Source organism: Streptomyces sp. 184, from assembly GCF_045781775.1.
Taxonomy (GTDB): Bacteria; Actinomycetota; Actinomycetes; order Streptomycetales; family Streptomycetaceae; genus Streptomyces.
Map to the genome: position 1 here is coordinate 7,335,648 of NZ_CP123230.1, position 22,627 is coordinate 7,358,274.

At 74.3% G+C, this 22,627-nt stretch carries 16 protein-coding genes; 3 read left to right on the forward strand and 13 right to left on the reverse strand.

Translation table 11 applies throughout. From position 1 onward, the window contains the following. Window positions 1-53 precede the first annotated feature (53 nt). Entirely contained in the window at window positions 54-356 is a 303-nt protein-coding gene (locus tag QBL21_RS31185) for a WXG100 family type VII secretion target (RefSeq protein ID WP_027770582.1), read from the reverse strand. Between the two features lie 139 nt (window positions 357-495). After that, window positions 496-5,439, reverse strand: a complete 4,944-nt coding sequence (locus QBL21_RS31190) for an FtsK/SpoIIIE domain-containing protein (protein ID WP_407565572.1) — start codon at window positions 5,437-5,439, stop codon at window positions 496-498. 204 nt (window positions 5,440-5,643) lie between these two features. Between QBL21_RS31190 and QBL21_RS31195 the strand changes: the two genes are divergently transcribed. After that, window positions 5,644-6,288 carry a hypothetical protein gene (locus tag QBL21_RS31195; RefSeq protein ID WP_407565573.1) on the forward strand — a complete coding sequence of 215 codons (645 nt, stop codon included), beginning with the start codon at window positions 5,644-5,646 and terminating at the stop codon, window positions 6,286-6,288. A 15-nt stretch (window positions 6,289-6,303) separates the two neighbouring features. On the opposite strand, the gene QBL21_RS31200 is transcribed toward QBL21_RS31195, so the two are convergent. From QBL21_RS31200 to pdxH, 4 genes are all read right to left on the reverse strand, one after another. Beyond that, entirely contained in the window at window positions 6,304-7,227 is a 924-nt protein-coding gene (locus tag QBL21_RS31200) for an alpha/beta fold hydrolase (RefSeq protein WP_407565574.1), read from the reverse strand. Between the two features lie 446 nt (window positions 7,228-7,673). Continuing rightward, window positions 7,674-8,360, reverse strand: a complete 687-nt coding sequence (locus QBL21_RS31205; protein ID WP_407565575.1) for an iron dependent repressor, metal binding and dimerization domain protein — start codon at window positions 8,358-8,360, stop codon at window positions 7,674-7,676. Between the two features lie 175 nt (window positions 8,361-8,535). Continuing rightward, the gene (locus QBL21_RS31210) at window positions 8,536-10,065 is read right to left on the reverse strand and encodes a PAS domain-containing protein (protein WP_407565576.1); all 1,530 of its coding nucleotides are present in this window, start codon (window positions 10,063-10,065) and stop codon (window positions 8,536-8,538) included. Between the two features lie 409 nt (window positions 10,066-10,474). Then, window positions 10,475-11,164 (reverse strand): pyridoxamine 5'-phosphate oxidase, encoded by a 690-nt coding sequence (gene pdxH / locus QBL21_RS31215; RefSeq protein ID WP_407565577.1) that lies wholly within the window; start codon window positions 11,162-11,164, stop codon window positions 10,475-10,477. 325 nt (window positions 11,165-11,489) lie between these two features. Here pdxH and QBL21_RS31220 point away from each other — a divergent pair, with 325 nt between their 5' ends. Then, complete coding sequence (locus QBL21_RS31220; RefSeq protein WP_407565578.1) at window positions 11,490-12,596, forward strand: citrate synthase 2; 1,107 nt, start codon at window positions 11,490-11,492, stop codon at window positions 12,594-12,596. Between the two features lie 196 nt (window positions 12,597-12,792). Here QBL21_RS31220 and QBL21_RS31225 read toward each other — a convergent pair whose 3' ends face one another. From QBL21_RS31225 to QBL21_RS31255, 7 genes are read right to left on the reverse strand one after another with little or no spacing between them, the layout of a single operon-like run. Further along, window positions 12,793-13,605 carry a TetR/AcrR family transcriptional regulator gene (locus tag QBL21_RS31225; RefSeq protein WP_407566625.1) on the reverse strand — a complete coding sequence of 271 codons (813 nt, stop codon included), beginning with the start codon at window positions 13,603-13,605 and terminating at the stop codon, window positions 12,793-12,795. Then, window positions 13,602-14,405: an enoyl-CoA hydratase family protein gene (locus QBL21_RS31230; RefSeq protein ID WP_407565579.1), complete on the reverse strand. Its 804-nt coding sequence runs from the start codon at window positions 14,403-14,405 to the stop codon at window positions 13,602-13,604. Before QBL21_RS31230 ends, QBL21_RS31225 begins: the two co-directional genes overlap by 4 nt. Before the next feature lie 34 nt (window positions 14,406-14,439). Then, window positions 14,440-15,606, reverse strand: a complete 1,167-nt coding sequence (locus QBL21_RS31235; RefSeq protein WP_407565580.1) for an acyl-CoA dehydrogenase family protein — start codon at window positions 15,604-15,606, stop codon at window positions 14,440-14,442. Continuing rightward, on the reverse strand, window positions 15,603-17,657 hold the full coding sequence (locus tag QBL21_RS31240) for a biotin carboxylase N-terminal domain-containing protein (RefSeq protein WP_407565581.1): 2,055 nt from the start codon (window positions 17,655-17,657) through the stop codon (window positions 15,603-15,605). Before QBL21_RS31240 ends, QBL21_RS31235 begins: the two co-directional genes overlap by 4 nt. Window positions 17,658-17,692: 35 nt before the next feature. Continuing rightward, window positions 17,693-19,291: an acyl-CoA carboxylase subunit beta gene (locus QBL21_RS31245; protein WP_407565582.1), complete on the reverse strand. Its 1,599-nt coding sequence runs from the start codon at window positions 19,289-19,291 to the stop codon at window positions 17,693-17,695. Beyond that, window positions 19,288-21,030 carry an acyclic terpene utilization AtuA family protein gene (locus QBL21_RS31250; protein ID WP_407565583.1) on the reverse strand — a complete coding sequence of 581 codons (1,743 nt, stop codon included), beginning with the start codon at window positions 21,028-21,030 and terminating at the stop codon, window positions 19,288-19,290. The genes QBL21_RS31245 and QBL21_RS31250 overlap by 4 nt, the downstream gene beginning before the upstream one ends. After that, a complete protein-coding gene (locus QBL21_RS31255; protein ID WP_407565584.1) occupies window positions 21,027-21,875 on the reverse strand; it encodes a TIGR03084 family metal-binding protein in 849 nt (282 codons plus the stop codon). The genes QBL21_RS31250 and QBL21_RS31255 overlap by 4 nt, the downstream gene beginning before the upstream one ends. A 161-nt stretch (window positions 21,876-22,036) precedes the next feature. Here QBL21_RS31255 and QBL21_RS31260 point away from each other — a divergent pair, with 161 nt between their 5' ends. Beyond that, on the forward strand, window positions 22,037-22,627 hold the full coding sequence (locus QBL21_RS31260) for a Uma2 family endonuclease (RefSeq protein WP_407565585.1): 591 nt from the start codon (window positions 22,037-22,039) through the stop codon (window positions 22,625-22,627).

The window sequence follows — 22,627 nt, forward strand, 5'->3', positions numbered from 1 at the left end:
ACGATGCCACGGCGCCCCGGCCAAGCGAAACGAACCGAACCGAATCGCGAAGGTCAGCCCTTGAGGCCCTTCTCCAGCTCGGAGTCCAGGTTCTCGAAGGCGTCGGCGGCGGACTTCAGGAAGTCGCCCATTCCCTCAAGGCCCTCGATGGTCTTCTTCGCACCGGTGGTGAACTCGTCGAAGGACTGGTCGAACTGCTTCGAGGACCGACCGGTCACGTAGCCGTCGCTCACCAGGCTCTGGATGTACTTGCGAAGGTCATCCAGCTTGCGGTCGATGTCCTGCCGCTCGTCCTTCAGCCGCTTCGCGGCATCCCGCATATCCTGATACGTAACATCGACATCGGCCTTGCCCATGGCAGCTACCCTCCCGTTTTTCTCGTCGTCGCGAGGGCCGTCCCCGAGACGTCAGTCATGCATCGTGCGTATCTCGCAACCGTAGACGCAATCATCCGCCCCCGCGGTTGCAGGGCCCGTCCGGCCGCCGTGACGGCACTCACGCCAGGGGCGTCGTCACCGCGAACGGCTCGCCGTCGCCCAGGTGCAGCAGGCCCTTGCCCGGCTGCACCTGGTCGCCGACGGAACCGCGGTTCAGCCGGATGCCGATGAGGTCGCCCGCCGACGGGTCCTGCGGCGACAGGGCGACGCCACGGCGCGCCTTCTTGGCCTCCACCTGCCAGCCGGAGAAGCCCGAGGCGACCTCCTCCTCGTCGCCCGCGAGCACCAGCGCCCAGCCGCGCTCCGCGCCGCGCCGGGCGATGGCCTTGAACTCGTCGCCCGCGTCGCAGTTCGTCAGCATCTCCGCGTCGTCCACGAGCACGACGATCGGCTCGTCCGGCGACGCCTGCTTGAGCAGGTCGTGCACCTCGTCCTCGTCGATGTCGTCCTCGGTGAAGACGTGCAGCACGCCCTCGCGGTCCGCCAGATCGCGCATCGGGGAGGGCCGCGGCGCGGCGATGACGAGCCGTGCGCCCTGCTGGAGGAGCGTGAGCGCCATCGACTTCAGCACCGTGCTGCGGCCGGACTTGGCCGGGCCGCCGATGATGAACGCCGGGATGCCGTCGGCCAGGTTGGGCCCGAAGCCCATCAGCTCGTCGCCGCCGACGCCGACCAGCGCCCACAGCTTGCTGCTCTCCTGCGCCTGTACGTCGCGCATCTCCCACGCCTCCTCGAAGCCGAGGCGGCTGGGCAGCACGTCGACGCGGAACGGCCGCAGCGAGCGCGGCACCGCCGCGTCCCGCTCCGTCGCCGCCTCGCCGATGGCGGCGACGGCGGCGGCCTGGGCTGCGCCGGACAGGTCGTCGGAGAGGACCGCGATCTGGGTCTCCAGGCCGCTTTCCGCGCGGAACATCCGGCCGGGCTCGATGTCCTCGGGGATGTTGCGGGCGTTGAGGCTGATCATGGAGAAGTCGGAGCGGTCGGGCAGCCGGAAGGCGAACTTGTCCTCCGTCAGCGTGCTGATCCGGCCGGTGAGCACGCTGCGGTCACCGGTGATGATCATGTGGATGCCGACGCTCGCACCCTCGCGCAGCAACCCGTAGATCTCGTCGGTCAGATCGCCGTGGTTGATCTCGCCGAGGGTGGGCAGCCAGCCCTCCCAGCGGTCGAGGAGCACCACCGTGTACGGCAGCTTCTGCTCCGGGTCCGACGCCGCGGCCCGCTGCTCGGCGATGTCGGCGAAGCCGTCGGCGGCCAGCAGTTCCTGACGGCGGCCCAGCTCCTGCTTGAGCCGGCCGATGAGGCGCACCGCGCGCTCCGTCTGATTGCGGCTGACCACGGCGCCGCAGTGCGGCAGCCGGGTCAGCGCGTTGAGCGCGCCGTTGCCGCAGTCGATGCCGAACAGGTGCAGGTCGGCGACCGAGTGCGTACGGGCCAGGGAGGCGGCGATCGTACGGAGCATCTGCGAACGCCCGCTGCGCGGGGCGCCGCCGACGATGAGGTGCCCGAAGTCCGTGAAGTCGATGGCGACGGTGCGCCGCGCCTGCTGCGCGGGCAGGTCCTCGATGCCGTAAGGGGCCGGGGGCAGCGGGCCGGTGGCCTGCGGCGCGGGCAGCGCGTCCAGCTCGACGCTGTCCGGCAGCGCGGGCAGCCACGGGCTGTGCTGCTCGGGGATGCCCAGGCGCTCGTTGGCCTCGTTGACCGCGTCGACGAGCACCTTCAGGTCGGTGATCTCGTCCTCCTCCTGCTGCGCTCCCGCGGGCCGCTTCAGGGCGCCCCGGCCCAGCTCGGCCCAGCCGAGGCGGCCGGCCCAGGGCCGGGCGGTCGCCGGGTCGGCGGCGCCGGGGCGGCGACCGCCGACGCGGCCGGACTGGAAGGGGACGAGGGAGGCGTGGCCCAGGCGCACGTACGCACGGCCGGGCATGGACTTGGCGATGAAGCCGGCGTCGGGGGCGTCGATGACGTCCGCGGACTCGCCGCCGTCGGTGACGCGCAGCGCGATCCGCAGGTTGGTGTTCGCGCGGATCTCCGGGGAGACCACGCCGCTGGGGCGCTGGGTGGCGAGCATCAGGTGGATGCCGAGCGAACGGCCGCGGGCGGCGATGTCGACCAGGCCGGTGACGAAGTCGGGCAGCTCGCGGACCATGGCGGCGAACTCGTCGATGACGAGCAGCAGCCGGGGCAGCGGCGCGTACCGCCCGGGCTCGCGGCGCAGCAGGTCCTGGAAGTCCTCGATGTCCTTGGCCTCGGCGTCGGCGAGGATGTGCTCGCGGCGGTGCAGCTCGGCGCGCAGCGACTCCAGGGCGCGGGTGACCAGGTGGTTGTCGAGGTCGGTGACCATGCCGACGGTGTGCGGCAGCTTGACGCAGTCCTTGAACGCGGACCCGCCCTTGTAGTCGATCAGGACGAAGGTCATGTTCTCGGGGGTGTTCGTCACCGCGAGGGCCGCGACGATCGTCTGGAGCAGCTCGGACTTGCCGGAGCCGGTGGTGCCGGCGATGAGGCCGTGCGGGCCGTCCTTGCGGATGTCGATGGCGAACGGGCCGTCGTACGACTCGCCGATGACCGCGGTCGTCGACTGCCCGCCGATCTGCCAGCGGGCGGCGATGGCGTCCCCGGTCGGCGGCTCCAGCTCCACGACGTCGAGCAGCCGGCTGGACGACGGGATGGCCGCGTCCTCGGCCTCGCCGCTGATGTCGCGCACCGGCGACAGGCCGCGCGCCACCAGCGCGCACCACGCGGGCGAGACGAAGTCCGGGCGCACGCCGCGGCGCCGCTCGGCGCCGGCCTGCTGGACGCGCAGCCGGATCGGGCCGGTGCCCTCGGCGGCGGCGGCGCGCTGCGCGGCGTCCTGCGAGGGGCCGGTGCCCCAGGCGCCGACACGGAACGGCGGATAGCCGCCGGCGCCGCCGGGCCCGCCCGCGCCGGACACCTGCTGCATGGGGATGCCGCCGTGCGCGGCGGCGACCCGCGGGTCGTGCTCCTCCGGCTTGGGCTCGGCGACGACGATCGCCTGGCACTCGCCGGGCAGGAAGCGGTCCTCGGAGTCGAGGCAGATGGCGAACATCGACACCGCCGGGCCCTCGCGCAGCAGCCGCACCACGCCGGGCAGGGAACGCAGCCGGCGCGAGCCGTCGAAGACGATGACGATGTCGGGGTCCTTGAAGGACGTCGGCCCGTTGGACCGCTGGTCCTTGGCGGCCTTCTGCCGGGCGTCGAGCAGTTGGGTCAGCTCGGCGATCCGGGCGGCGACGGTCTCGGTGTCGGTGCCGACGAGGGCGTTGGTGTCGTACTCCCCGGCGGGGCGGGCGTGCGGCAGCCAGCGCATCCAGTCCCAGCCGGCCTGGCCGCCGGGCTCGGTCAGCACGTAGAACTGGACGTCCAGCGGGCTGTGCAGGACGGCGGTCTGCGCGACGGCCCAGCGGCCGAGGGAGCGCGGGGTGTCGCCGGCGCCGGCGATGCCGAGGACGCCGGTCTGCCGCAGGGGCACGGTGACGGGCGCGTCCTGGATCTTCCACAGCACCTGGCGGCGGTGCTCGTCCTGCTCGGGGTCCTCCAGCAGGACCTCGGAGTCCAGCTCGGCGGTGCCGAAGCGGAGCAGCAGATGGTCGGCGTCGGTACGCCGACGCTCCCACAGCCGGGTGCGCGGGCCGGTGGCGGTGGACAGCAGGAGGGCGGGGTCGGGGCCGTTGAGCCGGCGCTCGTTGCGCTCGGCGACGAGGGCGTCGCGGGCGTCCTTCTCGATCCGGGCCTTGTGTTCCTTGTACTCGGCGACGGCCTTCACATGGGACTTGCGGCCGTGCTTCTTGTCCATGAAGTAGTTGCCGATCATGATGATCGGGCTCATGAACGCCATCAGCAGGTAGTACCAGCGGCCCATGACCAGGCACATCGTCACGCCCATGACGGCCGGCATCAGCGCCATCAGCCACGGCAGCGGCCGGGCCTGGCCCTCCTTGGGCGGCGCGGGCAGCTTGAAGCGGGTCTCGCGGTCGGGCGGCAGCAGGCGCGGCGGGCGGTTGTAGTCGAGCCCGGCGCCGTCCTCCGAGACGGCGACGGCGGCGTCCGGCCGGCCGTAACGCACCAGCTCGAACAGGGAGTTGCCGATGGCGACCTGGGCGCCGTACGGCCAGGCGTCCTTGCTCAGCGGCGGCTCCGGCGGCAGCGGCGGCGGGGCGGCGGCGGCGTCAGCGCCCCCGCGGCGGCTGCGGCGGGCCTCACGCCGCGCCTCGCGGCGGCGGCGCCTGCGGGCCCGGCGGCTGTCCTCGTCGTCCGACCTCTCCTTGGGCTTGGCCAGCTCCGCGAACGTCGTGCCGTCGCGGGTGGCCTTCTCCTGGTCGCCGTGGACGTGGACCTTGCACGTGCCGTCGGCGGAGACGGTGAGGCTGAACGCGCGCTCGGGCAACTCGGGGTCGTTGACCCGGATGTGCGTCGCGTTGCCGCTGCCGACGTCGACGCGGCCGAGGCCCAGGCGGTGCACCGCGCCGGCCATGGGGCCGCCGACGACGCGCAGCTCGACCAGGCCCGTGACCTCGCGGGGCGGGCAGCCCACCGGGTCGTAGAGGCTGACGACCGTGCCCTCGCGCAGCGGCGACTGGGCGACGGGCATGCCGGGGTCGACGGCGAAGCCGTCGACGAAGACGGGCGGGGGCGCCGCCGCCGCGCCGGGCTGCGGCGGCGGGGCGCCGGGCGCGCCGAAGGGGACGGCCGCCGGCGGCGCTCCGGGCGGGGCGGCCGGCGGCGGGCCGGCCGTGGCCCAGCCCCCGGGCATCTGGGCCGGCGCGGCGTGGGCGTGCTGTGCCTGCTGGGCGTGCTGGGCCGGGACTTGGACGGCATGCGGCACCGCCTGCTGCGGCGCGGGAGCGGCCGGCGGCGGTGCCGAGTCGAGCTGGCCGGCCAGGATGCGGGCGATATCGCCGACGGACGACTCCGGCTCGGCGTCGAGGACGACGTCGGCACGGTCGCCCCCGAGCGGATCGACGACGGTCAGGGTGAGGCGCACGCTGTGATCCTCCTCGAACGTCCCCGGCTGTTCCCCGGCTTTCCCCCCGCGGAAATGCGTTCAGCTCGGACACTAGGGTCTACGAAACGATATCCGCCCCGGGCTTCGCGGGAACAGCGCGTATCCGGGATTGTGGATAACTACCGCGGCGCGGCACGGCCGCGGGTCACCGGCGACGGCCGGACGTGCGACAAAGGGGGCAGCATGAGCCGCTGGATGGAGGCGCTCACGATCGAGCGCGGAGGCTTCCGGATCCGGGTCCCGGAGTCGTGGTGGGAGTTCGACGTACGGCCCGAGTCCCGGGACGACGGCATCCGGGAGATGGTCAACGACCGCGTCCGCCGCAACCCCGAACTGGCCGAGCGGCGCGGCGTGCTGGAGGCGTTCCTGCGCAAGGCCGCCAAGGACGCCTGGGCCTCCGGCGCCCTGTACTGCGGCTGCATGGCGGAGACCTTCGGCGGCGAGGTGCCGGTGACCGGCTCGATCACCGTCTCCCTCATCGGCGCCCGCACCGAGAGCGGCGAGCTGCTGCCGACCGACCCGTCGCTGATCGTGGGCCAGATCAAGCAGATCCGGCCGAAGAAGGAGGGCGACGCCTGGAGGAAGGTCTCGACGGTCGAGATCGAGGGCGTCGGCACGGCGGCCCGCACGCAGGGCGTCGAGGACATCACGATCCCCGGCGACGACCGCACGATCCGCGCCGTGCTGATGCAGACGTTCATCCCGGTGCCCGGCCAGGAGGGCAAGGTGGCGCTGGTCGCGGGCAGCAGCCAGGTGCTGGATCTGGCGGACTCGTTCTTCGACGTGTTCGACGCGATCACGTCGACCTTCCGGTTCGTCGGCGAATAGCGCCGGACCGCCGGGTCACCCGGGCGTGAGCACGTCCTCCAGGAACGGCTCCACGGCGCGGTGGAACGCCTCGACGTCCTCCAGGTGCAGCAGGTGGCCGGCGTCCAGCTCGGCGTACCCGCCGCGGGGCAGGACGCGGACCATCTCCTGGGCCTCCGCGCGGCCCAGCTCGCCGTCGATGCCGCGTATCACCAGGGTCGGGCACTGCACGAGGGCCAGCTCCTCCCAGTGCGCGTCGTGCACCCACGTCTCGCGGGCCCGCAGCATCTGCCGGCGGGAGAAGACCGGGCGCCAGCCGTCGGCGCGCTCGGCCATCACCTCGGCGTAGAACTCGCCGCGCGTGGGGCGCGGGCGCTCCAGGATGGGGTCGTCCTCGCCGAACCACTTGCGGACGTCGGCGAGCGTGGCGAACGGGACCGGCCAGGAGCGGAACCACTCCTCCCACTCGCGCTGCGAGGCCGCGCCCAGCGCGGAGGCCCGCATGTCGCAGATGACCAGCCCCCGCACCAGGTCCGGCCGGCGGGCGGCGAGCTGCCAGGCGGTCAGCGCGCCCATCGAGTGGCCCACGAGGACCACCGGCGCGAGGTCGAGCTGCTCGATGACGGCTTCGGCGTCCGCCACGTAGGCGTCGCGGTCGAACGGGCCGTCCCCCGGTTTGTCGCTGCGCCCGTGCCCGCGCTGGTCGAGCGCGATGGCTCGGGAGCGGGCCGACAGCCAGCGGGCGGTGGTCGCCCAGTGGGACCCGCGGCCCATCAGACCGTGCAATAACAGCACGCCGGGGCGGTCCTGCGGCCCGCCGCCCGGCGGGCCTCCGTTCGCCGCCGCGGCGGTCCGCCGGCGCGCCGCGATGCTGTCGGCACCGCGCTTCGGCGGGGCTCCGTACTCCCAGGCGGCGAGACGCAGCCCGCCCGCCCCCGTCACGTTGATACGACGCACCATGTGTGCCGACACCCCCAATCCGTTCGGCGAAGTTCACGCTATCGAATGTTTATTCGAACATCGCGGTACTGGGCCCAACACCCCTCGTTCGAGTGACCGCGGCCCGGGATTGGCCGCGGTCCTCGCGGGGAGACAGAGACCGGGAGGCGGGCCCGCATCGGGGACATCGGGTCCGTGGGGAGACGACCCTGGGAGCTCGGGGCTCCGGGTCGGAACGGGGAGGCGGGGCCCCGGCGAGCCAGGCGCCGGGGCCTTCGAACCGTCCCCCGGCAGGTGTGCGGGGGCCCGGGTATGTCAGCGGCATGACCCACCCCTCCCTGGTGCCGTCAGCGACAGCGTGGCACGCCCGGCTCCGGCGCGCTGCCGTTCGGACAGGAATCCCGCGGTCCGCTTGACGCCAACCGCGGCATCGGCGCAAACCCGCCACCGGACGGGCCCGAACGGGTCTAGCGCTTGGCCACGAAGACGTGCGAGGCGACCTCGGCGTCCAGCTCGGCGGCCTCGCCGCCGCTGCCGACGAGCACACCGCCGGCCGAGTCCGTCACGCTGACCACCGCGCCCGGCTGGACACCGGCCCGCCGCAGCGAGTACATGAGCTGGGAGTCGGTCTGGATCGGCTCCCCGATACGGCGGATGATCACCGTCCCGGCGTCCGGCCCCAGCGCCGACAAGCTCACCATGCCCTCGTCCAGGAACGGGTCCGCCTCGGCCTCCTCGCCCAGCTCCTCAAGGCCGGGGATCGGGTTCCCGTACGGCGACTCCGTCGGGTGCCGCAGCAGCGCCAGCACACGGCGCTCCACGGCCTCGCTCATCACGTGCTCCCAGCGGCACGCCTCGGCGTGCACGTGCTCCCACTCCAGGCCGATCACGTCGACCAGCAGACACTCCGCCAGGCGGTGCTTGCGCATCACCCGGGTCGCGAGCTTGCGCCCTTCTTCCGTCAGCTCCAGATGCCTGTCCCCGGCCACGCGCACCAAGCCGTCCCGCTCCATGCGGGCGACGGTCTGGCTCACCGTGGGGCCGCTCTGGTCGAGCCGCTCCGCGATTCTCGCGCGCATGGGGACGACGCCCTCCTCTTCGAGTTCGAGGATGGTGCGGAGATACATCTCCGTTGTGTCGATCAGTCCGGACATGCGTGCCCCTAGATTTCTCGTGCGGTGGCCCTGCACCAATTCTGACTCATCCCGGTGACAAGTGGACCTGGCGCGTTCCTTTCGCCTGACTTTTGCCGCTGATCTGCGGGAAAAAGGCGATCCGCACCCGGCCCGAGGGACGCGGCCACCAGGCCCCGCCACCGGTACAGGTCTTCTAACCCAGCAGTTCCGCCAGGTCCAGCGAGGCCGCGACCCGTACGGCCACGTCCTCCGCATACGCCGCGTCCTGCCGGGTGAAACCGCGGCGCCCACCGCCGCGCAGGAACGTCACGACACCCAGTGTGCGCCCGCGGCTGCGCAGCACCGTACACAGCGCGTGCATCGTGCCCGGCGGCCACTTCCGCGCCACCGACCAGCCCTCCGCGACCTCCGGGTCCACGCCGCCGCAGCCCGCGCGCACCGTACCGCCGCGCTCCACGGCCTGGAGCGCGGGATGGCCGGCGGGGTAGCGCACGGGGAAGCCGTGCGGCCCGGCCGGCAGGCACGGGCCCGGGCCCTCGGCGGGCGTGGCCGCGGCCCGGGTGAGCTGCACCGGGCCGGGCGGCGAGCCCGGGTCGTGCGGGGCGCCGGGGCCGGGCGGCGAGCCGGGCTCCGCGGGGGCGGCGGCCAGGTCGACCAGCGCGTGGTCGGCGAAGCCGGCGAGCGCGAAGTCCAGGTAGACGGTCGCCGCCTCCATCGGGTCCTCGCACTCGGCCGCCGCGCGCGAGGCGCGGTGCAACTGGTGGTCGCGGAACCGCAGCACCGACGCGGCGTCCTCGGCGAGCTTCGCCTCGGTGACGTCCTGGAAGAGCCATCCGACGCCGAGCGGCACCGGGTGCTCGGCCAGCGGCGAGGCGAGCCGTACGAACGCGCCGCGCAGGCACCGCCGCCGTATCGCCGGATCGCCGCCCGTCTCGCCGCGCACCGTGACCCACACGTCGGCGGGGACCGCGGTGCTGCCCTGCGCCAGTACGTGCTGAAGGGCGCTCTCGACCTCCTCCGCGCCCTGCTCCAGCAGCTCGCCGAAGGGGCGCCCGAGAAGCCCCGAGCGCCGGGCGCGCAGCACGCGCGCCGCCTGGCCGTTGGCCAGCGCGGGCCGCAGGTCGGCGTCCACGAGGAGCACGCCCCAGGCGGCGTCCTCGCACAGCGCCTCGCTGAACGCGATGGACCGCTCCAGGTCCATCTGCGCGTGGACCTCGCTGAACGCGCAGTAGACCCCGACGGCGACACCGCCGCCCGCGTCCCCGCCGCCGGGGCGCACGGCGGAGGTCTGGGTGCGTACGAGCACCCGGCCGCCGTCCTTGCGCACCAGCGCGAACTCCTGCACCTGCCGCCCCGGCACGTCCATGGCGCCCATCAGCCGCGCCTCGACCTCGGTGGCGTCCTCCGCGCGGGCGGCCCAGCCGGCCAGCCCGCGGCGGCCCACGGCCTCCGCCGCGGTCCAGCCGAGCAGCCGCTCGGCCTCGCGGTTCCAGTGGGTGACGACGCCGTCGGCGTCGAAGGCGCACAGGGCGGCGTCCATGCCGTCGAGCAGCGCCACCAGCAGGTCGGGGGCGGCGGCGCGGCGGTCCTGCGGCGGCGCGTCCGCGGCGTCCGTCGCCGCGGACGGGGACCCGGCGGCGTCGTCTCCCGTGTCCGGAGCGTCCGCGGCCTGCTCGCCGGAGGCGTTCCTGCGGTCCCGGTTGGTACGCCGGGTCGCGCTCATCAGGCACCCCCTGCTCGCCGCGGCGTCGTGTGGGTGGTGTGGTGCACCAGGATCATTCAACTCGAACGTGACGCAGCACACACCCGTTCCGCCGAAATCGTTGCGAGGCAGAAATCAGTTGAGGGGCGCCGGGGGCGTGCCTAATGTGTGAGGCACACGAGAAGGGAGGTGGTTCGGCAGATGATGAAGAACCGGACGCGTGAGGTGACTGCGGGCTAGTGGTCCGCCGTCGCGCTTGAGCGCAATGCCGGACCCGGGCGCCTAGGACGCGCCCAGCCGGCCCATATCCCAAGCAGTTCACCCGACCCGCGGTCCGCCGGTACGTCCGACCGGCTCCCCTCCTGGGGAATGGGCCGCGGGTCGTCACGCGTGCCGCGGTCCCGTTGCGCTCGCGCCGCGCCGCGTACGGCTAGGGGCAGAGGCGCTCCACCGTCCAGCCGCCGCCGGCCGCGCCTTCGGTGCGTACGTACCGCAGGCGGTCGTGGAGGCGGTTCTCGCGGCCCTGCCAGAACTCCACCGTCCGCGGCCTGACCCGGAAGCCGCCCCACTCCGGCGGCGCCGGCACCTGCTCGCCCTCCGGATAGCGGTCCGCCAGCTCCGCGTACATCCGGTCCAGCTCCGCGCGCGAGGCCACCGTCGAGGACTGCTCGCTCGCCCACGCGCCCAACTGCGAGCCGTGCGGCCTGGTGCGGAAGTACGCCACCGTCTCGTCCCGCCCGGTACGCTCCGCCGCCCCCGCGACGATCACCTGGCGGGCGACCGGGTGCCAGGGGAAGAGCAGCGACACATGCGGGTTGGCGGCCAGCTCGCGGCCCTTGCGGGAACCGTAGTTGGTGTAGAAGACGAACCCCCGCTCGTCCACGTGCTTCAGCAGCACGGTCCGGGAGCTGGGCCGGCCTTCGGCGTCGGCGGTGGAGACGACCATCGCGTTGGGCTCGTGCAGTCCGCTCTCCACGGCCTGGGTGAACCAGCGGCCGAACTGCTCGAAGGGGTCGGCGGCGAGGGAGTCCTCCGGCAGTCCCGCGGCGCGGTAGTGCGCGCGCATGGCGGCCGGATCGAGGGAGCGGTCGGTGTCAACGTCAACGTGTCGCACCCGCATATCTTGCAGTATGAGCGGCCGCCCGGGCGCGGGAGTTTGCCCACCCGGCGCACCCCGCAACCCTCCGGGCCCGGGATCGTGGAGTGTGCCCGATCTCACGCCCGGCCGCATGTGGGTAACCCGACAGAACCGGCCGGTCTACCACTGTGGAAAGCCCACACCTCCGGGCTATGGTGGCCCCGAATGCACGCCCCGGACCGCGAGCGATGGCGCCGCGGAGCCACGCCAGCACGCACACCCCCCGCACCACACCACGCCCTGGGGCCGACCCGTCCGTCGCTGCACACCCACAGCAGCGCATCGCATCACAGTAGGGAGCCGCCTGATGTCCGATTTCGTACCCGGGCTTGAGGGAGTCGTCGCCTTCGAGACGGAGATCGCCGAGCCCGACAAGGAGGGCGGCGCGCTCCGTTATCGCGGTGTGGACATCGAGGACCTGGTGGGTCACGTCTCGTTCGGCAACGTCTGGGGTCTTCTGGTCGACGGCGCGTTCAAACCCGGTCTGCCGCCCGCAGAGCCCTTCCCCATCCCGGTGCACTCCGGCGACATCCGCGTGGACGTGCAGTCCGCGCTGGCGATGCTCGCGCCCGTCTGGGGGCTGCGCCCGCTGCTCGACATCGACGAGCCGCGCGCCCGCGAGGACCTGGCGCGGGCGGCCGTCATGGCGCTGTCGTACGTCGCGCAGTCCGCCCGCGGGCAGGGGCTGCCGATGGTCCCGCAGCGGGAGATCGACAAGGCCCGTACGGTCGTCGAGCGGTTCATGATCCGCTGGCGCGGCGAGCCCGACCCCAAGCACGTCGCCGCCGTCGACGCCTACTGGACCTCCGCCGCGGAACACGGCATGAACGCCTCCACCTTCACCGCCCGCGTCATCGCCTCCACCGGCGCCGACGTCGCGGCGGCGCTCTCCGGCGCGGTCGGCGCGATGTCCGGGCCGCTGCACGGGGGCGCGCCGTCGCGGGTGCTCGGGATGATCGAGGAGATCGAGCGCACCGGCGACGCCGAGGGCTACGTGAAGCGGGCGCTGGACAACGGCGAGCGGCTGATGGGCTTCGGCCACCGCGTCTACCGCGCGGAGGACCCGCGGGCGCGGGTGCTGCGTCGGACGGCGAAGCAGCTCGGCGCGCCGCGGTACGAGGTGGCGGCGGCGCTGGAGAAGGCGGCGCTGGCGGAGCTGCGGGCGCGGCGTCCGGACCGGGTGCTGGAGACGAACGTCGAGTTCTGGGCGGCGATCGTGCTGGACTTCGCGGAGGTGCCGGCGCATATGTTCACGTCGATGTTCACGTGCGCGCGGACGGCGGGGTGGTCGGCGCACATCCTGGAGCAGAAGCGGACGGGCCGCCTGGTGCGGCCCTCGGCGCGGTACGTGGGACCGGGGTCGCGGTCGCCGCAGGAGATCGAGGGCTACGCGGAGTCGGGCGCCACGGGCTGAGCTTTGCGGGCCGGGCGGGCCGGGCGGCGGGGACCTTGCTGCGCGGGCTGTGGCCCTGTGCGGCGGGGACTCGGGTGTCTGTGACGGTCGAGTGTCGGTGGGGCGGCCTACCCTTGGGCGGGTGCGTGGGGGGTGGGGGTTGGGCCGGACGGCGTACGGGCCGGGACGGGCCCGGGTGCCTCCCCGCCGCCGCGGGTCAGCGGGGGTCGGCCAGGGCCGTCGTCAGCAGGTGTGACCACTGCGCCACCACGCGGTCGCGGCGGGCGCTGTCGTCCGTGAGCAGCGTCGCCAGGCCCAGGCCCCGGGCCATGTCGAGGAACCCCTGCACCGTCTCCCGTACGCCAGGCACCGACTCGTCGGCGCCGAGGAGCGCCACCGTCATGCGGTGGGCCTCGCGGCCGACGCGGGCCTCCAGCGCGGCGACGCGGGGGCGGAGCTGCTCCTCGTTGGCGGCGGCGACCCAGAGCTGGAGCGCGGCGCGGAAGAGCGGGCCGGTGTAGAGGTCGACGATGCCGCGCACGACGACGGCGGTGGCGGTGGCATCGTCCGCCGCGTCCGCCGCGTCCGCCGCGTCCGCCGCGTCCGCCGCGTCCCGCGTGCCGGCGCCCGCGGCGCCGGTCGCGGCGGTCGCTTCGGCTCGTACGAGATCCGCACCGGCTGCCGTGACATCCCCGGCCCCGGCGCCCGCGCCGTGGGTTTCGCCGCGAGCCCGGCCGCCGTGCTGCCCGCCGGTCGCCGCCGCGCGCGGCGGCAGCGCCCGCAGGGCCGCCGAGCGTTCCGCCGCCACGTGTTGCACCGCCGCCGTGAACAGGTCCTCCCGGGTCGGGAAGTGGTGCTGCGCCGCACCGCGGGAGACGCCCGCGCGCTCCGCGACCACGGTGACCGTGCTGCCGCCCCAGCCCAGCTCCGCCAGACACGCGACCGCCGCCTCCAGCAGCCGCTGCCGCGTGGCGCGGCTGCGGTCCTGCTGCGGGCCCCGCCCTCGCGGCTGCCGGGGGGCGTCCGTCAGCGGAACCACTTCGGCTCCCGGCGCTCCAGGAACGCCGTCATGCCCTCGCGGGCCTCGGGGGACGCGAACAGCGACGCCGACAGCTCCGCGAACGGCTCCGTGTCGCGGTCGAAGGCGCGCAGCACCTCGCCCGTGACCAGCCGCTTCGACGCCGCGAGTCCCTGCGGCGACGCCGCCCGCAGCCCGTCGAGCACCGGCGTGAGCAGCGCGTCCACGTCGTCACCCGCCAGCGTGACCAGCCCGATACGGGCCGCCTCCTCCGGGCCGAAGCGCTCGCCGGTGAGGTAGTAGCGGGCCGCCGCGCGCGCGTCCAGGCGCGGCAGCAGCGGCATCGAGATCACCGCGGGCGCGAGCCCGAGCCGCGCCTCGGTGAACGCGAACGTCGCCCCCGTGCCCGCCGCCGCGATGTCGCAGGCGCCGAGGAGCCCCAGGCCCCCGGCCCGTACGTGCCCGGTGACCCGGGCGACGACGGGCTTCGGGCACTCCACCACCGCGCGCAGCAGCCGGGCGAGCGCCATCGGCCCGTCCGTCGGCGCGGTCGCCTCCGTGGCCTCGCCGAGATCGGCGCCGGCGCAGAAGGTGTTGCCGGTGTGGGTGAGCAGCACCGCCCGTACGTCGTCGTCCTCCGCGGACGCGGCGAGGCCGTCGTGCAGTTCGGCCATGAGGCGGGTGGAGAGCGCGTTGCGGTTGTGGGGCGAGTCGAGGGTGAGGGTGGTGACGACGCCGCGGTCGTCGCGTGCGATCCGGACGAGGGGCGCGGGCGCGTCGGCGGCGGCCGGTCCTGCGGGTGCGTCGGTCATGGCGTGGGGGTGCTCCTTCGGTACGTCTGCGGCTTCAGTACGACTTGGGCAGGCCCAGCGTCTGGTGCGACACGTAGTTGAGGATCATCTCCCGGCTGACCGGGGCGATCCTGGCCACGCGGGACGCGGTGAGCATCTGGGCAAGACCGTACTCCGTGCTGAGCCCGTTGCCGCCGAGGGTGTGCACGGCCTGGTCGACGGCCTTCGCCGCCGCCTCGGCCGCCGCGTACTTCGCCATGTTCGCCGCCTCCCCCGCCCCGGTGTCATCACCCGCGTCGTACAGCGCGGCGGCCTTCTGCGTCATCAGCCGCGCAAGCTCCAGTTCGATGTGCGCCTGCGCGAGCGGGTGCGCGATGGCCTGGTGCACGCCGATGGCGCCGCCCTTCCACACCTGGCGCGTACGGGCGTACTCGACGGCCCGCGCCACCGCCTGCCGTCCGAGGCCGAGCGCGAAGGCGGCGGTCATGATGCGCTCGGGGTTGAGGCCGGCGAAGAGCTGGAGGAGGCCCGCGTCCTCGTCGCCGACGAGCGCGTCGGCGGGCAGCCGCACGTCGTCGAGGACCAGCTCGAACTGCTTCTCCGGGGCGTGCAGCTCCATGGGAATCTGCGCGCGCTGGAAGCCCTCGGCGTCGCGCGGGACGATGAACAGGCAGGGCTTGAGCTTGCCGGTACGGGCGTCCTCGGTGCGGCCGACGATCAGCGTGGCGTCGGCGATGTCGACGCCCGAGATGAACACCTTGCGGCCGGAGAGCACCCAGCCGCCGCCGTCGCGGCGGGCGGTGGTGGTGATGCGGTGGGAGTTGGAGCCGGCGTCGGGCTCGGTGATGCCGAAGGCCATCTTGCGGGTGCCGTCGGCGAGTCCGGGGAGCCAGGTCTCCTTCTGCCGGTCGGTGCCGAAGCGGGCGATGACGGTGCCGCAGATGGCGGGCGAGACGACGAGCATGAGCAGCGGGCAGCCGGCGGCGCCGAGTTCCTCCAGCACGATCGCCAGCTCCGCGATGCCGCCGCCCCCGCCGCCGTACTCCTCGGGGAGGTTGACGCCGAGGTAGCCGGCCTTGCCGGCGTCGGCCCACAGCTCGTCGGTGTGCCGGCCGTCGCGGACGGCGGCGGTGAAGTAGTCGCGGCCGTAGCGGGCGCCGAGCGCGGCGACGGCGGCGCGGAGGTCGCGGTGCTCCTGGGTTTCGAGGACGGCACTGGTCATGGCGGGGGGCCTTCCTGGTCCTGGGGCTGTTCCTGGGGCTGTTCCTGGGGCTGTTCGTCGGGCCGGTCGTGCGCTTCTTCGACGACGGCGAGGAGGGCGCCGACCTCGACCTGCCGGCCGGGGGCGGCGTGCAGGGCGGTGAGCACGCCGGAGGCGGGGGCGGTGACCTTGTGCTCCATCTTCATCGCCTCCAGCCACAGGAGCGGCTGGCCCTGCCGGACGCTCTGCCCGGGGGCGAGCCCGTCGGCGAGGCGGACGACGGTGCCGGGCATGGGGGCGAGGAGCGAGCCGGCCGGGGTGTCGGCGCGGGGGTCGGGGAAGCGGGACAGGGGGCGCAGGGCGTACGAACCGTGGGGGGAGTCGACGTGGACCTGATGCCCTCCGGCGGGGCCCGGGGCGTACGCGGCGACGTCGAAGGCGCGGGCGACACCGGCGACTTCGAGCACCACGCGATCCGGCGCCGCGGCGAGCACCCGCACACCGGGCAGGTCGTCGGCGCGTACGCCGTCCCGGGTGAGGCGGTAGCGCACCTCGACCTCGGCACCGCCGGGTTCCACCCGGTACGCCTTGGCCTGCGCCTGCGACGGTACGTTGCGCCACCCCCCGAACCGCGCGGGCAGCACGGCACCGGCCGCCCGGTGCCGCGCGGCGGCGTCGGCGAGCGCGGCGGCGAGCGCGGCGAGTTGCAGGGGTGCGGCTCCGGCGGTCTCGTCGGGTTGCCGGGTCAGCTCCGCCAGGTGGCGGTCGTAGAACGCGGTCGTCATCTCGGCCCGGGCGAACTCCTCGTGCCGCAGCGAGCGTACGAGCAGGTCGCGGTTGGTCGTGGGGCCGTGGACGCGGGCGCCGTGCAGGGCGGTGGCCAGGAGGCGGACCGCCTCCGCGCGGGTCGGGGCGTGGGCGACCACCTTGGCCAGCAGGGCGTCGTAGTACGGGGTGACGGTGTCGCCGGCGGCGTAGCCGGTGTCGAGGCGGAGAGCGGGGGCTTCCCCTCCCGCGGCCGGGGCGGTCGCGAGGGTGAGGCGGTGCAGGGTGCCCGTCTGGGGGGTGAAGTCCGCCGCCGGGTCCTCCGCGTAGAGGCGTGCCTCCACCGCGTGGCCCGAGGGCCGTGGCGGATCCGGCGGCAGGGGCGCGCCCTCCGCCACCCGCAGTTGGAGGGCGACCAGGTCGACGCCGTACACCGCCTCCGTCACCGGGTGCTCCACCTGGAGGCGCGTGTTCATCTCCAGGAACTGAGCCCGCCCGTCCGGCGCGAGCAGGAACTCCACCGTCCCCGCGCCCACGTACCCGATCGACCGCGCCGCCCGTACCGCCGTGTCGGCCAGCGACGTCTCCACCTCCGCCGCCAGACCCGGCGCCGGGGCCTCCTCCACCACCTTCTGGTGCCGGCGCTGGAGCGAGCAGTCGCGGGTGCCCAGCGTCCACACGTCGCCGTGCGTGTCCGAGAGCACCTGCACCTCGACGTGCCGACCGCCCTCGACGTACGGCTCGACGAAGACCGCGCCGTCCCCGAACGCCGCCGCGGCCTCCGCGGACGCCGACGCCAGCGCGGCGTCCAGCGCGGCGAGGTCGCGGACGACCCGCATGCCGCGCCCGCCGCCGCCCGCCGCCGCCTTGACCAGCAGCGGCAGGTCGGCTTCCACCGCCTTCGCGGGGTCGAAGGGCGCGAGGCCCATCAGCTCCTTCGCGCGCGTCTTGGACGCCATCGCCTCGATGGCGTCCGGCGGCGGCCCGACCCACGTCAGCCCGGCCGCGGCGACCGCGCGCGCGAACTCCGCGCTCTCGGAGAGGAACCCGTAGCCGGGGTGGACCGCGTCCGCGCCGGCCGAGAGCGCCGCCGCGACCAGCAGATCGGCCCGCAGGTACGTCTGTGCCGACGCCGTCCCCGGCAGCCGTACCGCCGCGCCGCCCGCGGCCAGCGCGGTGCGTACGTGCAGCGCGCCCGCGTCGGCGTCGGAGTGCACGGCGACGGGCGTGATGCCCAGCTCCCGGCAGGTGCGGAAGACGCGGCAGGCGATCTCGCCGCGGTTGGCGACGAGGAGGGTGCGGATCACGGGAGTTCGGTCCTCCGTCGTCGAAGGTGGCGGGCTCACAGGCGGAACACCCCGTACCCGTCGTGCACCCCCGCGTACGGCGCCGTGTGGATCGCCGACAGGCAGATCCCCAGCACCGTGCGGGTGTCCCGCGGGTCGATGACCCCGTCGTCGTACAGCCGCCCCGACAGGAACACCGGCAGCGACTCCGCCTCGATCTGCTGCTCCACCATCGCCCGCAGCGCCGCGTCGCCCTCGTCGTCGTACGGCATGCCCTTCGCCTCCGCCGACGCGCGCGCGACGATCGACAGCACGCCCGCGAGCTGCTGCGGCCCCATGACGGCGGACTTGGCGCTGGGCCAGGCGAAGAGGAACCGGGGGTCGTACGCGCGCCCGCACATGCCGTAGTGGCCGGCGCCGTAGCTGGCGCCCATGAGCACCGACAGGTGCGGGACGCGGGAGTTGGAGACGGCGTTGATCATCTGGGCGCCGTGCTTGATGATGCCGCCCTGCTCGTAGTCCCTGCCGACCATGTAGCCGGTGGTGTTGTGGAGGAAGACCAGCGGGATGTCGCGCTGGTTGGCGAGCTGGATGAACTGCGCGGCCTTCTGCGACTCCTCGCTGAACAGCACGCCGCGCGCGTTGGCGAGGATCCCGACGGGATAGCCGTGCAGCCCGGCCCAGCCGGTGGCCAGGCTCGTCCCGTACAGCGGCTTGAACTCGTCGAAGTCCGAGCCGTCCACGATCCGCGCGATCACCTCGCGCGGGTCGAACGGGACCTTCAGGTCGCCCGGCACGATGCCCAGCAGCTCGTCCTGCGGGTACGCGGGCGGGGCGGCCGGCGGCGGGTCGGGGTGCGCCTTGCGCCAGGCGAGGCGGGCCACGACGCGGCGGGCGGTGCGCAGGGCGTCCGGCTCGTCGACGGCGAAGTAGTCGGCGAGCCCGGAGGTACGGGCGTGCATGTCGGCGCCGCCGAGCGACTCGTCGTCGCTCTCCTCGCCGGTGGCCATCTTCACCAGCGGCGGCCCGCCGAGGAACACCTTCGCGCGCTCCTTGACCATGATCACGTGGTCGCTCATGCCCGGCACGTACGCACCGCCAGCCGTGGAGTTGCCGAAGACCACGGCGACCGTGGGGATGCCGGCCGCGGACGAGCGGGTGAGGTGCTTGAAGAGCGCACCGCCCGGAATGAAGATCTCCTTCTGCGACGGCAGGTCGGCGCCGCCGGACTCCACCAGGTGAATCGACGGCAGCCGGTTGGCGAGGCTGATCTCGTGCGCGCGGAAAGCCTTCTTGAGCGTCCAGGGGTTCGACGCGCCGCCGCGGACGGTCGGGTCGTTGGCGGTGATCAGGCACTCGACGCCGGAGACGACGCCGATGCCGGTGACGAGCGAGGCGCCGACCGCATAGTCCGAGCCCCAGCCGGCCAGCGGGCTCAGCTCCAGGAACGGCGTGTCGGGGTCGAGCAGCAGCTCGACGCGCTCGCGCACGAGCAGCTTGCCGCGGGCGCGGTGCCGGGCGACGTACTTCTCGCCGCCGCCCGCCACCGCCTTGGCGTGCTCGGCGTCCAGGGCGGCGAGCTTGTCGAGCATCGCGGCGCGGTGGGCGGCGTAGTCGGGACCTGCGGTGTCCAGCGACGAGGCCAGCACGGTCACAGCAGCTCCTCGGGGATGTCGGCGTGCCGGGCGCGCAGCCACTCGCCGAGCGCCTTGGCCTGCGGGTCGAAGCGCGCCTGGGAGGCGACGCCCTCGCCGAGGATGCCGTCGACGGTGAAGTTGAGGGCGCGGAGGTTGGGCAGGACGTGCCGTACGACGGGGAACGCGGCCGTCTCCGGCAGGAGTTCGCGGAACCGCTCGACGGTGAGGGTGTGCGCCAGCCAGGCCCACGCGGCCTCGGCGCGGACGGCGGAGCCGGTGCCGTCGCTCCGGCCCGGCCGGGCCCAGACGCCGAGGTTGGCGCTGCCGCCCTTGTCGCCGCTGCGGGCGCCGACCACCGTGCCGAGCGGCGCGCGGCGCGTGCGGCCCGGCGGCGGGGGCGGCGGCAGCGGCGGCTCGGGTACGGGCGCGAGCGTCCGGGTGCGCGGCGACGGGTCGACGGGCACGCGGGTGCCGTCGGGCAGGACGGCGGTGTGGGGGACGTCGGCGGCGGGGACGTACGCGGCCTCGAAGACGCCGTACGGCTGCGCCCTGCCGGGCGGGGCGGTGACGTGGAAGCCGGGGACGCTGGCGAGGGCCAGTTCGACGGCGGCGCCGCTGACGGCGCGGCCGACGGCGGCCTCGTCCGGGTCCCGGACGGCGAGACGGAGCAGGGCGGACGCCTCCTCCTGCACGTCGGCGTCGGGGCGGTCGGTGCGGGCGAGGGTCCAGCGGACGTCGGCGACACCGGCGAGCGCGGGGTCCATCTGGGCGCGTACGAGGGCGGCTTTGGCGTCGATGTCGAGGCCGGTGAGGACGAAGACGACCTCGTTGCGGTAGCCGCCGAGGCGGGAGAGGCCGACCTTGACGGCGGGCGGCGGGGGCTCGCCCCGTACGCCGGTGATGCGGACGCGGTCGGGGCCGTCCGGATCGAGGCGTACGGAGTCGAGGCGGGCGGTGACGTCGGGGCCGGCGTAGCGGGCGCCCGCGGTCTCGTAGAGGAGCTGGGCGGTGACGGTCTCGACGGTGACGGCGCCGCCGGTGCCGGGGTGCTTGGTGATGACGGCGCTGCCGTCCGGCTCGATCTCGGCGAGGGGGAAGCCGGGGCGGCGGACGTCGTGCTCGGTGAAGAAGGCGTAGTTGCCGCCGGTGGCCTGCGTGCCGCACTCCAGCACGTGGCCGGCGACGACGGCGCCGGCGAGGGCGTCGAGGTCGGGGTCGTCGGGCTTGGTGGGGTCGTGGGGGTCTGCGGTGACCCAGCCGTACCGGGCCTGGGCGGCGCCGGTGACGAGCGCGGCGTCGGTGACGCGGCCCGTGACGACGACGTCGGCGCCGGCGCGCAGGCAGGCGGCGATGCCGGCGCCGCCGAGGTAGGCGTTGGCGGCGAGGACGCCGTTCCAGCGGCCGGTGGCGGTGAGGTCGTCGCCCTCGACGTGGGCGACGCGGGCGGGGACGCCGACGCGGTCGGCCAGGTCGCGGACGGCGTCGGCGAGTCCGGCGGGGTTGAGGCCGCCGGCGTTGACGACGAGGGCGACGCCGCGGTCGCGGGCGAGGCCGAGCCCTTCTTCGAGCTGGCTCAGGAAGGTCTTGGCGTAGCCGGCGGCGGGGTTCTTGAGGCGGTCGCGGCCGAGGATGAGCATCGTCAGCTCGGCGAGGTAGTCGCCGGTGAGGACGTCGAGCCGGCCGCCGGTGAGCATGTCGCGCAGGGCGGCGAAGCGGTCGCCGTAGAAGCCGGAGGCGTTGCCGACGCGGAGGGTCACGGCCGGTCCTCCCGGGGGGTACGGGCCGTTACCCGCTGCCGCCCTCCGCCCGGCGGGCCGGCGAACGCCTGGGCGATGCCGAGCCAGCGCTCCGCCTCCGCGCCCTCGGCGACGAGCGCGGTGTCGGCGCGGTGCACGCGCTGGGTGGCCAGGAGGCAGAAGTCGAGCGCGGGCCCGGTGACGCGCTCGGCGGCGTCCTCGGGCCCGTACGCCCACACCTCGCCGCCGCCGTCGCCGTCGCTGCTGCCGCCGTCGCCGGGCGGGGTCAGCTCGACGCGGAACTCCGCGGCGGGCGGCGCGAGCTTGTTGACGGCGTACGCGAAGTCCCGCGTCCGTACGCCGATACGGACCACGTGCCGCAGCCGGGCGGTGGGCTCACGCCGTACGCCCAGCGCGTCCGCGACGTCCTGCCCGTGCGCCCAGGTCTCCATCAGGCGCCCCGAGGCGACGCCCCCGACGCTCATCGCCGGCCCGAACCACGGCATCCGCGCCCCCGCCGGCTGCGCCAGCAGCACGCGCCGCAACTCCTCGCGCCCCTGCCGCCAGCGGTCGAGCAGCACCTCGGGCGCCTGTGCGGCCCCGCGCGCGGCGCCGTGGTCGACGAAGTCGTACGGCGCCTCCTGGGCGTGCGCCAGCATCCGCTGGAACTCCGGGGGGTCGACGGCGGCGGCGAGCGCGGCCCGGTCGGTCCAGGCGAGGTGGGCGATCTGGTGCGCGACGGTCCACCCGGCGGCGGGCGTGTCGAGCGCCCACCGGTCGGGCGGCAGCCCGCCGACGAGGCCGTCCAACGCGGCGCCCTCGTCGCGGAGGTCGTCCAGCAGAGAGATGATCTCCGGGCCCGCCATGCTGCGCTCCCCTCGTGACTACTGCGCAGTAGGGTGACAGCGGAGCCCAAAACAAGCAAGCACGCTTGCCGGATAATCGGACCGGCCCTGTAACCGAGCAGCCGCACGTATCGCTGGGCGGACGGCAGCATGCCGCCACGGAGCTGCGGGGAGGGAGCCGGATGACCCTCGTCGACGACAGGATCGAGATGGCCGACACCGACGACAAGACGCCCTTGGACGACATGTTCGAGGTGTTCGAGCGGACCCCCGCCTTCGAGGGCTATCGCATCGAGGTCGTCGAAGGGGTCGTCTACATGGTGCCGCGGCGCAGCGTTCACTGGGAGATCATTCTTGAGATCATCCGAGCGCTGGACAGGACGTTCGACGGCGACGTCAAGGTGTTCTCAGACGTACGGATCGACTTCCCCGGCGAGGAGAACGCCTTCTGCCCGGACGTGGCGAAGCTCTGCGACGACGCCAAGCCGGACGATGCGGGTCGCTGGCGCCATCAGGATGTCGAATTCGTCGCCGAGGTGGTCTCCCGCGGCACCGGGAAGAACGACTACGGCCCCAAGAAGACCGCCTACGCCCTCGCGGGCGTCCCCGTCTACCTGATCGCCGATCCGTACCAGCGCAAGTGCCACGTCTACACCGAGCCCGGGGACGGCGACTACGCCAAGGAGGTCACCGTCGCCTTCGGCGCGGCCCTCGACCTCAAGGTGACCCCTCTCGGCTTCGTCCTCCGCACCGACAGGTTCCCCACCGACTGA